Below are 12,317 nucleotides of genomic sequence, written 5' to 3' on the forward strand. Positions count from 1 at the left end.
TACAAATGGATAATGATGCTTTGGATGTTATAAATTTTAATAAAAGAGTGGAACAAATGCCGGGGCATTTATTTCAACATTTTCAAAATATTAATTTTGATTTGCAAACCATAGATCACGTCATTTCTATTGATAAATTAAAAGAAGACAATCAACTGATAAATTATTTAAATCTCATAATTTATGAAAGAAAAATTTATCTGAATTTATTGGAAATGGGATTTTTTAAACCAACCTATGAATTAATAGATGCAATTACTGCTGAAATTGATGAACTTGAGTAGTTTTTCCTAGCCGTTATTCAAACATCTCTCGTAATTCAATAATTTTCTCATTCGGTCCATCCATGTTGATCAGGCCACTTCGGGGGCGGTCTAAATCAATGATTGTAAAAACGGTGATGGAAAGCATGACGCTAAAACCGATTAGAATGACCCAATCAATTTTTCGTTTGTTGTCATAACCCAATAAAAATGAAGAACACACACAAAGAGCAAATAGAAAATACATAATACTGTCAGGGATAGTTGATTCGCCCGCAGCTCTTCGGGTAGTTGTGATATCAATCATGTCATTTAAAGCAGGAATTAATTCGGAAGTTCGCGTGGTGATATTGTCTTTTTTTGCATAATCTGCGGTTATTTTCCAGATTTTTTTTCCAATTGAGTCGGCTTTTAAATAATGTCGCACCGTTTCTTTCATATTCATTCCCGCCTGATAAAAAGCAATCCGTTCTTCCACATAAACTTTCATGGAGGTTCTCAGGGCCGTTCGCACACTATCCGGGTAAATATCTGTTCGTAAGATGGCTGTTCCGATGGCGTTTGCTTCTTCAATTACTAATTGTCTTCGAGTATCAAACCTTGAACTCGCCATGCTAAAGGTAAACGCTAAAATTAATCCGAGTAATGCCAATAATGCACCATTAATTGATCCTAATTCAATATTAATGTAATCCGGGTTTTCTTTAATTTTTCTTTTTACAAAAAAATGGCCCATTGTATAAAAAGTAATAATCAGTAAAAAGAGCACTGATGCAATCAAGAAAGATGAGGCCAATTGAAGCGAAGAGAAATGGTCCATAAATAGGTGTCTATTATTAAACGTTGAACTACATGTTAAAATTATACTTTTAAATTAAATGATTTGCATTTGTTCTCAAATTAAAATTTAATTTAAAAGAAATCACATAATATTTTCATTTTAACTTAACTCTTTTACCTTTGTACGTCATAGTAAAGAACATCTTTCATCATGCACAAAGACAGTAAACGTAGAGAAGCGTTATTATATCACGCAAAACCAAGTCCCGGAAAAATTCAAGTTGTACCTACAAAAAAATATGCCACCCAACGCGATTTGTCATTAGCTTATTCGCCGGGTGTTGCCGAACCTTGTTTGGAGATTGCCAAAGACGTCAATAATGTTTATAAATATACCGCCAAGGGAAATTTAGTAGCGGTTATTTCTAACGGAACTGCTGTTTTAGGTTTAGGCGACATTGGTCCGGAAGCCTCAAAACCTGTAATGGAAGGGAAAGCACTGCTTTTTAAAATTTTCGCAGATATTGATGTATTTGATATAGAAGTTGGAACCAAAGACATTGATGCTTTTATAGAAACGGTTAAAAATATTGCTCCAACTTTTGGAGGAATTAATTTGGAAGATATTAAAGCCCCTGAGTCGTTTGAGATTGAACGTCGTTTGGTGGAAGAGTTGAATATACCGGTGATGCATGACGACCAACATGGAACAGCCATTATTTCCTCAGCAGCTTTGCTAAATGCATTAGAATTAGCCGATAAAAAAGCCGAAAATGTTAAAATAGTTGTTTCTGGTGCTGGTTCAGCAGCATTAGCCTGTGCTAATTTATATGTTTTATTAGGTGTAAAAACCGAAAATATTGTGATGTTTGATAAAGATGGGGTTTTACATCATGGAAGAAACGATTTATCTGTATTGCAAATTAATTATGCCAAAGGAAATGAAGGAATAACCTTAAAAGAAGCATTGATTGATGCAGATGTATTTTTAGGGTTATCTGCCGGTAATGTTTTATTTCCGGATATGTTGCTTGGTATGGCAAAAGACCCTATAGTTTTTGCAATGGCGAATCCAATTCCGGAAATTGATTATACTTTAGCTATCAATACCCGAAAAGACATTATCATGGCTACCGGTCGTTCAGACCATCCTAATCAAGTGAATAATGTTCTTGGTTTTCCATATATTTTCAGAGGAGCTTTGGATGTTCGTGCTTCAAAAATTAATGAAGAAATGAAAATGGCTGCCGTTCGTGCCTTGGCAGAATTAGCCAAAATGCCCGTTCCGGAGCAGGTGAATATTGCCTACGGAGAAACAAAATTAAACTTTGGCAGAGAGTACATTATACCAAAACCTTTTGACCCACGATTAATTACTACTGTTGCTCCCGCTGTGGCTAGAGCAGCGATGGAATCCGGTGTGGCTCAGCATCCCATTTTAGACTGGGATAAATATGAGGAGGAATTAGCCGAACGTTTAGGTTCCGATAATAAAATGGTTCGATTATTAGCTAATCGTGCGAAAACCAATCCGAAACGCATCGTTTTTGCCGAAGCAGACCATTTGGATGTGTTGAAAGCAGCTCAGATTGTTTGGGAAGAGGGCATCGGAATACCTATTTTGTTAGGAAACAAGGAAATTATTTTAGAACTAAAAGAGGAAATTGGATTTGATGCAGACATCCCTATTTTAGACCCTAAAACACCTGAATGTGATGAAAAGCGTTTGCATTATGCCAATACATTTTGGGACAGCAGGAAACGCAGTGGCATCACTTTATTGGATGCTCAAAAATGGATGCGTGAACGGAATTATTTTGCAGCGATGATGGTAAACGAAGGTGAGGCAGATGCTTTGGTTACCGGATATTCTCGTAGTTATCCATCGGTTGTCAAACCTATCATGCAATTAATAGACAAAGCACCCGGGGTTTCCCGTATTGCCACTACTAATATCATGATGACCAATCGAGGTCCGATGTTTTTTTCGGACACAGCCATTAACGTCAATCCTTCGGCGACGGAATTAGCCAAAATTGCCTTGATGACTGCAGGAATTGTGAAGATGTTTGGAATGGATCCGGTGATAGCAATGGTTTCTTATTCTAATTTTGGATCATCCACCAATAATGAGAGTGCGGATAAAGTGCGTGAAGCAGTTGCCTATTTGCACAAATATTACCCAAATTTAGTAGTTGACGGAGAAATTCAGGCAGATTTTGCCCTGAACTCGGAGATGTTAAAAAATAAATTTCCATTTTCAAAATTAGCCGGTAAAAAAGTCAATACGTTGATTTTTCCAAACTTAGAATCGGCTAATATTAACTATAAAATGCTCAAAGAATTGAATCAAGTGGATTCTATCGGACCTATTATACTTGGTTTGGATAAGCCGGTTCATATTTTTCAGTTGGGAGCTAGCGTGGAAGAAATGGTAAATATGGCAGCGGTTGCTGTTGTGGATGCACAAGAAAAAGAGAAACGCTATAAATTGATAAAAGTCACTCTTTAACTAATTATTTAAGCTATTAATCGTTTTATTGATTGCTAATTAAAGATTTTTGCTACATTTGAAAATTAACATAGAATAATAATGATAGCTCATATTCAAGGACGTTTAGTTGAAAAAACGCCTACCGATGTAGTGATAGACTGCAACGGAGTAGGGTATCATGTACATATTTCGTTACACACTTATTCTTTAATTCCTAATAACGATAGTGTTAAGTTGTTTACTTACCTTCAAATTAAGGAAGATGCTCATACGTTGTTTGGTTTTGTTGAAAAGTCGGAAAGAGAAATTTTCAAATTATTACTTTCCGTATCAGGAATTGGAGCAAGTATTGCCAGAACCATGTTGTCGTCAATGGAACCTAAACAAATTCTTAAGGCAATTGCCTCTGCGGATGTAGTAACAATACAATCTATAAAAGGAATTGGATCAAAAACAGCCCAACGTGTCATACTGGATTTAAAGGAAAAAGTGTTAAAGGTGTATGATTTAGACGAAGTTTCTATGCCTTCAAACAATACAAATAAGGATGAAGCGTTATCTGCTTTGGAGGTATTGGGCTTTAACAAAAAATTAGCAGAAAAGGTAGTGGAGAAGATTGCTAGAGAGAACCCAGATGCTTCAATAGAATCAATAATTAAACAAGCTTTAAAAAATTTTTAATACTTGAAAACGAAGTATCATTATAATTTTATATCAGGTCTTAAAATTAGTTTTATATCGCTAATTTTTCTTTCAGGTTTTTTAGTGTATTCACAAGATGATGAAACACCTAAAGACACCGTTGGTTTCAATAAAGGTAAAGTTGAGCTGTCTAATCCACCCAGCATTGTCTCGGCATATACTTATGACCCTGTAACCGATCGTTATATTTATAATAGTACTGTTGGAGAGTTTAATATCAATTACCCGGTAATTCTTACGCCAAAAGAGTATGAAGAATTAGTAATGCGGGAATCGATGAAAACCTATTTTAAGCAAAAACTGGATGCCATGGATGGCAGGAAAGCTGGTGCTGACGAAGCTAAAAAAGATTTATTGCCTCGTTTTTATGTTAATTCCGGTTTTTTTGAAACTATTTTTGGAAGCAATACTATTGATGTTCAGCCTAGAGGATCTGTTGAAATTGATTTAGGAGTTCGCTATACAAAACAAGATAACCCAACTTTTTCTCCCAGAAACAGAACGACTACTACATTTGATTTTGAACAACGTATCAATATGAGTTTATCCGGTAAAGTGGGAACTCGATTGAATGTGAATGCCAATTATGACACTCAGTCTACGTTTGCCTTTCAAAATTTAATCAAATTAGAGTATGCTCCCGAAGAAGATGCCATCTTAAGAAAGTTAGAAGTAGGTAATGTCAGTATGCCTTTGAATAATACGTTAATTCGAGGAGCTCAAAGTTTATTTGGGGTAAAAGCTGAATTGCAATTTGGAAAAACAACGGTTACCGGAGTTTATTCTGAACAAAAATCGCAAACACGATCTGTGACAGCTCTAGGAGATGGAACGCTTCAAGATTTTGATTTATTTGCCTTAGATTATGATTCAGACCGACACTTTTTCTTGTCACAATATTTTAGAGATAAATATGATGCTTCCTTAAAAAATTATCCTTTAATCAATAGTAGAGTACAAATTACCCGAATTGAAGTTTGGATTACCAACCGACAAAATCGCGTAAATACTTCGCCGGAAGGTAACAATTTAAGAAATATTATTGCTTTACAAGATTTAGGAGAGGCACAATTGAATAGGTTGGATGATACAGAAATAGTTGGAATTGAACCAATTCCGGCAGGATTTTTTAATGTATTAACCGATACACCGGCTAATAATGCCAATAATGATTTTGATCCCGGATTAATTCAAACAGGGGGCGGATTATTAAATCCAAACATTAGGGAAATTGTAACATCAGGTTCAGGATTTAACTATCCTGCCATTGAAGGATTGGATTATTCTAAATTGGAAAATGCCAGAAAATTAACAACAAGTGAATATACCTACAACCCTCAATTAGGATATCTCTCCTTGCAACAGCGTTTAGCAAACGATGAAGTTGTTGCTGTAGCTTATGAATATACCATAGGAGACGAAGTTTATCGTGTTGGAGAATTTGGAAATGGTGGAGTAGAATCAACAGTGGTAGACCCAAATACAGAAATTCCATCGACACAATGTTTGATTTTAAAAATGCTGAAAAGTAATTTAACCAATGTTGATAAGCCAATTTGGAATTTAATGATGAAAAATATCTATCAAATTCCCGGAGCTTTTGAGTTAAGTCAGGAAGATTTTAGATTTAATATTTTATACACAGATCCTTCTCCATTAAATTATATTACTCCTGCAGGGAATCCTCCCTTATCGTTACCGGCAGATGTTGCAGAAACTCCTTTGTTGGAAGTTTTTAATACTGACCGTTTGAATTATACAAATGACCCGCAAGTTGGAGGAGACGGATTTTTTGACTTTGTTCCCGGAATTACTGTTGATACTCAAAACGGGCGATTGATATTTACTACGGTTGAACCATTTGGAAATCATTTATTCAATAAATTAAGAACATCTAATCCATTAGAAGATTACGACAATACTACGACCGGATATAATTCAAATCAAGGAAAGTATGTATATCGGAGCATGTATAAAAGCACCCAGTCTGCTGCTTTGCAAGATAGTGATAAAAATAAATTTTTGTTGCGTGGGCGATACAAATCAACAGGTGGAGATGGAATTCCGATTGGAGCATTTAACGTACCAAAAGGTTCAGTTGTAGTAACTGCTGGCGGAAGAACATTAGCGGAAGGAATTGATTATACGGTTAATTATCAACTTGGTCGAGTTCGAATATTAGACCCTTCCCTTCAGGCATCCGGTACACCAATAAATATTTCTGTTGAAAATAATTCTGTTTTTGGACAACAGACAAGACGTTTTATGGGATTCAATGTGGATCACAAAATTTCTGAAACATTCAATGTAGGAACTACTTTTTTGAGAATGACTGAGCGACCTTACACTCAAAAATCCACCTTTGGGCAAGAATCAGTGAACAATACTATTTTTGGTTTCAATACTAATTTTTCATCCGAACTTCCTTTTTTGACTCGATTGGTGAATAAATTACCTAACATTGATACGGATGTTCCATCCTCAATTTCAGTTCGTGGAGAAGTTGCATTTTTAAAACCGGATTCACCTAAAGCTGATAATTTTCAGGGAGAATCAACTTTATATATCGATGATTTTGAAGGATCACAAACAACAATAGATGTAAAGTCTCCATTGTCATGGTATTTGTCGAGTGTGCCCGAAAGTAATACAAACAGTACATATGATTTCTCAGGCAGCTCCAATAGTTTGAGTTATGGTTTCAAACGAGCAAAATTATCTTGGTATACCATTGATCCAATATTTTATACTTCACAAAGACCTTCTGGCATTTCAACAGAAGATATGACTTTAAATAAAACTAGAAGAGTTTATATCAATGATATTTTTCCGGTGACAGATGTTGCTCAAGGACAACAACAAGTAATTAACACATTGGATTTAACGTATTATCCAAACCAAAGAGGACCTTATAATTTTAATCCTTCAACAACTCCTGATAATCAATTACCAACGCCAAATCAAAATTTCGGAGGTATAACAAGAGCTATAAATTCAACCAACTTTGAACAGGGAAATGTAGAATATTTCCAATTATGGGTGTTAGATCCCTATTATGGTACTGATGAAATAGCTCCAACAAATACGGGTGAAATTTACATCAACTTAGGTGAAATTTCAGAAGATGTTTTGAAAGATGGTAGAAAGCAATATGAAAATGGTTTGCCTGAAGCGGGTGGTACATCTCCTACTGTTTCAACAATTTGGGGTAAGGTTCCTGCATCACAATCTTTAATTTATGCTTTTGATACCAGTGAGGCAAATAGAGCAGTACAAGATTTAGGATTGGATGGGATATCAGATACAGAAGAAGCTGCATTATTTCCAACTTTTTCTTCTTTCTCTGACCCCGCAAATGATAATTTTGAATACTATTTAGCAGCTACCGGTAATGTTATTGAACGCTATAAAAATTACAACGGATTACAAGGAAATTCTCCGGTAAATGTGACAGATAATAACAGAGGGAATACAACTTTACCTGATGTTGAAGATATCAATAGAGACAATACGATGAATACTATAAATGCCTATTATGAGTATAAAATTAATATAGCACCAAATTCAAGCGTAGGAGAAAATTATATTACAGATGAAGTTTTTGTGGCTGCTAAAACAGAACCAGGAGGCGAAACCTACCCGGCAGCCAGATGGTTGCAATTCAAAATTCCGGTATCACAATATGAAAATAAAATAGGTAGTATTTCAGATTTTCGTACTATTCGTTTTATGCGAATGTTCATGACCGGATTTACAGAAGAGATTACGGTTCGTTTTGCTGCAGTTGAACTAGTAAGAGGAGAATGGAGACAATATTTATCAACGTTAGACCCAAATGAAACAGATATTCAAAATGCAGACGATAACACAGTATTTGAATCGATTGCGGTAAACGTTCAGGAAAACAGCAATAGAACACCAATAAATTATGTATTACCTCCCGGAGTAGATAGAGAACAATTGTTTAATAACAATTCAGTAATAAATCAAAATGAGCAATCTCTCTCTTTGCGGGTTACTCCAAAAAACAACAATATACCCGGTGGTTTAGAACCGGAAGATTCAAGAGCTGTTTTTAAAAATGTAGAAGTTGATTTGCGTCAGTTTGAGAAACTAAAAATGTTTATTCACGCTGAAGCAATTGAAAATAACCTCGATCCAAATCGTTTAAATGATGACGAAATGGTTGCTTTTATACGTTTTGGTAATGACTTTTCACAAAACTTTTATCAAGTTGAAATACCGTTAAAAGTTACTCCTCATGGGACTACTTCTGCTGAAGAGATTTGGCCACAAGACAATGAGATAGATTTACAATTGTCTCTGTTAACACAATTAAAAGTGTTAAATATAAACGGTGCAAATCCAAATCCCGATGAAATCTATTTTTTAAATGAAGATGAGTTAGATCCTTCCTTAGTAAACAAACCCAATAAACTTCGATTAGGGATAAAAGGTAATCCAAATTTTGGGTTAGTGAGAACCTTAATGATTGGTTTAAAAAATAGCAAAACAGGACAAGTTGAACTCGAAAGTATTCGTGGAGAGGTTTGGTTCAATGAGTTGCGTGTGGCAGGTATGAAGAACAAGGCAGGAATGGCAGCCATTGTCAGTGTAGATGCGAATGCGGCTGATTTTGCAAACGTATCAGCTACCGGGAGACTAGGAACAATTGGTTTTGGAACATTAGAACAAGGGCCTAATGAACGAAGTCGTGAAGATTTGAGAGAATATGATATAGTAACTAATTTTAATTTTGGCAAGTTACTTCCTCAAAAATGGGGTGTAACTTTACCATTCAATTATGGAATTGGTGAATTAATTATCACACCTGAATATGACCCGTTTTATCAAGATATTAAATTAGATCAATTGATAGATGTTACTACAGATGAGGCAGAAAAAAAGAATATCGAAAATCGTGCAATTGATTACACAAAACGAAAAAGTATAAATTTCATAGGAGTTAGAAAAGAGAGAGCTCCTGAGCAAAAACCGAAAGTTTATAATGTTGAGAACTTTACATTGTCTCATTCCTATAACCAAGTCGATAAACATAATTATGAAATTGAAAGTTATGTAGATCAGCAAGTAAATTCTGCAGTAGATTATTCTTTTGCTTTTTCTCCTAAACCAATTGAACCTTTAAAGGAAAGTAAGACAATGAAAAAATCACAATATTGGAAAATGTTGAGTGATTTCAATTTTAATTATTTGCCTTCTAATATTAATTTCAGTACCAATGTGGTTAGACAATATAATCGCCAACAATTCAGACAAGTTGAAGTGGAAGGTATTGCCTTAGACCCATTATACAGAAGAAATTATTTGTTTAATTATTTATATGGCTTTAATTATGATATTACAAGAGCTTTAAAAATTAATTACAATGCCAACCGTAGTAATCTTGTTAGAAATTATATCGACGAAACCGGAATTCCGGATGATTCAAATCAAATTTATGACAGCTATTTAGAAGTAGGAGAAGCAAATCAATTGAATCAACAGTTCATTCTGAATTATGACATTCCTCTTTACAAATTACCTTTTTTAAGTTTTCTAAAAGCCAATTATTCTTATACCGGAACGTATAGCTGGATGCGGTCTTCTTTAGCTCTTTCATCAGCTGAAACCGAAGACGGAACCATTTACAATTTAGGAAATACAATTCAAAATTCAAGTTCTCATCGCATTAATTCAACATTAAACATGGACTTGTTTTATAAATATATTGGATTGACTAAAACAAAGAAGAAACCTGCACCAACGCCAAAACAAGCAGCTCCAAAACCTGGCGAAAAAGTAACCAGTAATAAGGTTCCTCAACAAAATGAAGGAAATGTTTTTCTTGACGGACTGATTGGTGTAGTAACGAGTGTTAAAAATATTCAATTGAATTATACTCAAAATGAAGGAACTTTGTTGCCGGGCTATACACAATCGTTAGGTTTTTTTGGTTCTTCTAAACCAACATTAGGATTTGTGTTTGGAGTTCAAGATGATGTTAGACAAGAAGCTGCTAAAAATGGGTGGTTAACAATTTATCCTGAATTTAATCAAAATTACACCGAAGTAAAATCTCAACAGTTTAATGGAACAGCAAAAGTTGATTTGTTCCCTGATTTGACTATTGATCTTAATGCTGACCGTAATTATATGGAAAGTTTTTCTGAACAATATGACGTTTTAGATGGAGTATATAATTCGCGTTCTCCTTATACAATGGGTAATTATTCAATTTCAACTGTTTTAATTTCAACTTCTTTCAGTAAAAGTGATGAATTTGGTTCCTCTGCTTTTCAAGATTTTAGAGATAATAGGTTGGTGATAGCAAATCGACTGGCTGCCGATTTTTATGGGGCGAATATTCCTAGATATGGTGACGTTAATAACCCAATTCCATCCGATCAGGCAGATCCAAAATATAACTTCTATTCTTCTAATGCCGGATATCCAATTGGTTATGGGAAAAACAATCAAGCTGTTTTAATCCCTTCTTTCTTATCTGCTTATTCAGGGAAAGATGAAAACAGCACTTCATTAAGCACTTTTAGAGATTTTCCAATTCCGAATTGGACTTTAAAATACAACGGTTTGATGCGATATACTTTCTTTAAAGAACGATTTAAACGATTTTCACTGCAACATAGTTACAAAGCTACTTATACAATTAATTCCTTCCGGTCAAATTTTGAATATGATAAAAATCCGGGCGGTCAGGATAATGAAGGTTTTGGGAATTTTTATAATCAAACGATTGTGCAAAATGTTAACTTAATGGAACAATTCAATCCATTAATACGCATGGATTTTGAGATGAAAAATTCATTTAAAATGTTAGCTGAAATGAAGAAAGACCGTGCATTATCAATGAGTTTTGACAATAATCTACTCACGGAAGTGCAAGGTTTAGAATATATCATTGGGTTGGGTTACCGATTAAAAGATGTTGTAATTACCTCTTCATTAGCAGATAATCCACAAGGAGTAATTAAAAGTGATATCAATTTCAGAACCGATTTCTCTTATAGAAATAACAAAACAATAGTTCGTTACCTGGATTATGATAATAATCAATTATCAGGAGGTCAAAATATTTGGTCTGTTAAATTAACTGCTGACTATTCTTTCAGTAAAAATTTGACAGCAATATTTTATTATGACCATACTTTTTCTAAAGCAGTGATTTCTACAGCATTTCCTTTAACAAATATTAGATCTGGTTTTACACTTCGATATAATTTTGGAAATTAATTAAAATTTCAATAAAAAAGATTTTATAATCACAGCATAAAAATTACATTTGCTAAAACAAATTACAAAATGAACATACCAACAAATTTAAAATATACAAAAGACCACGAATGGGTGAGTTTACAGGGTGAAATTGCTACGGTAGGAATTACAGATTTTGCTCAAAAAGAATTAGGAGATATTGTTTATGTTGAAGTAGAAACATTAGATCAATCGTTAGACAAAGATGAAGTTTTTGGAACAGTGGAAGCTGTTAAAACTGTTTCAGATTTATTTTTACCTGTTTCAGGTGAAATTATTGAATTTAATGAAGAGTTGGAATCTAATCCTGAAAGTGTAAATACAGATCCTTATGGAAAAGGATGGATGGTGAAAATAAAAGTCTCCAATGTTGATGATTTTGATGATTTATTAGATAGTCAAGCTTATAAAGAGTTGATAGGTGCCTAAAAAAAGTATATTCTTACTGCTTTTAGTTCTTTGGTTGGTTTTAATAACCACGCTAAGTCTGATAAGTTTGAATAGTTTTTCTAAAGTACAAATAAATGGGGGAGACAAATACGTTCATTTTATCTTTTATTTTGTTTTAACAGGTTTATTAATTTTGAATTTAATGTCAAAATTTAATTTTAGGAAAGCAGTTTTTATTTCTGCTATTTCTGCTGTTATTTATGGCATAATTATTGAAGTATTACAAGGGGTTGTTACAATCTACAGAGAGCCTGAAATATTAGATATTTTATTTAATTCACTTGGATGTATTTTTGCAGCATTCATGATGATTAAAAACCATAAAAGGTTAAATTTTATAAAATAATTTTAAA

7 protein-coding genes are annotated in these 12,317 nt (G+C 34.0%); 6 read left to right on the top strand and 1 reads right to left on the bottom strand.

Features of this window, described 5'->3' with window-relative positions:
- The coding region (locus tag ACIQ2Z_RS07355) for a hypothetical protein (protein ID WP_396183499.1) at positions 1–284 on the top strand (284 nt) is incomplete at its 5' end.
- A gap of 13 nt (positions 285–297) precedes the next feature.
- On the opposite strand, the gene ACIQ2Z_RS07360 is transcribed toward ACIQ2Z_RS07355, so the two are convergent.
- A complete protein-coding gene (locus tag ACIQ2Z_RS07360; RefSeq protein WP_396183500.1) occupies positions 298–1,083 on the bottom strand; it encodes a hypothetical protein in 786 nt (261 codons plus the stop codon).
- 171 nt (positions 1,084–1,254) lie between these two features.
- Here ACIQ2Z_RS07360 and ACIQ2Z_RS07365 point away from each other — a divergent pair, with 171 nt between their 5' ends.
- The 5 genes from ACIQ2Z_RS07365 (at position 1,255) to ACIQ2Z_RS07385 (ending at position 12,310) form a co-directional block, all read left to right on the top strand.
- On the top strand, positions 1,255–3,555 hold the full coding sequence (locus ACIQ2Z_RS07365) for an NADP-dependent malic enzyme (protein WP_396183501.1): 2,301 nt from the start codon (positions 1,255–1,257) through the stop codon (positions 3,553–3,555).
- An 81-nt stretch (positions 3,556–3,636) separates the two neighbouring features.
- Positions 3,637–4,218, top strand: coding sequence for a Holliday junction branch migration protein RuvA (gene ruvA, locus ACIQ2Z_RS07370; protein WP_396183502.1), 582 nt, complete (start codon positions 3,637–3,639; stop codon positions 4,216–4,218).
- Positions 4,219–4,221: 3 nt separating this feature from the next.
- Positions 4,222–11,493: a cell surface protein SprA gene (sprA, locus tag ACIQ2Z_RS07375; RefSeq protein WP_396183503.1), complete on the top strand. Its 7,272-nt coding sequence runs from the start codon at positions 4,222–4,224 to the stop codon at positions 11,491–11,493.
- Positions 11,494–11,562: 69 nt separating this feature from the next.
- Positions 11,563–11,943, top strand: coding sequence for a glycine cleavage system protein GcvH (gene gcvH / locus ACIQ2Z_RS07380; RefSeq protein WP_396183504.1), 381 nt, complete (start codon positions 11,563–11,565; stop codon positions 11,941–11,943).
- Positions 11,936–12,310, top strand: a complete 375-nt coding sequence (locus ACIQ2Z_RS07385) for a VanZ family protein (protein ID WP_396183505.1) — start codon at positions 11,936–11,938, stop codon at positions 12,308–12,310. The genes gcvH and ACIQ2Z_RS07385 overlap by 8 nt, the downstream gene beginning before the upstream one ends.
- The last annotated feature ends 7 nt before the right edge of the window (positions 12,311–12,317 follow it).

Origin of the sequence: Flavobacterium sp., assembly GCF_044361015.1 — a bacterium.
In the GTDB taxonomy this organism is placed as follows: domain Bacteria; phylum Bacteroidota; class Bacteroidia; order Flavobacteriales; family Flavobacteriaceae; genus Flavobacterium.

Excerpts from the sequence above, each read along its gene's own strand:
- ACIQ2Z_RS07360 (WP_396183500.1), bottom strand. The coding sequence starts at position 1,083 with ATGGACCATTTCTCTTCGCTTCAATTGGCCTCATCTTTCTTGATTGCA.
- gcvH (WP_396183504.1), top strand. The coding sequence starts at position 11,563 with ATGAACATACCAACAAATTTAAAATATACAAAAGACCACGAATGGGTG.
- ruvA (WP_396183502.1), top strand. The coding sequence starts at position 3,637 with ATGATAGCTCATATTCAAGGACGTTTAGTTGAAAAAACGCCTACCGAT.
- ACIQ2Z_RS07365 (WP_396183501.1), top strand. The coding sequence starts at position 1,255 with ATGCACAAAGACAGTAAACGTAGAGAAGCGTTATTATATCACGCAAAA.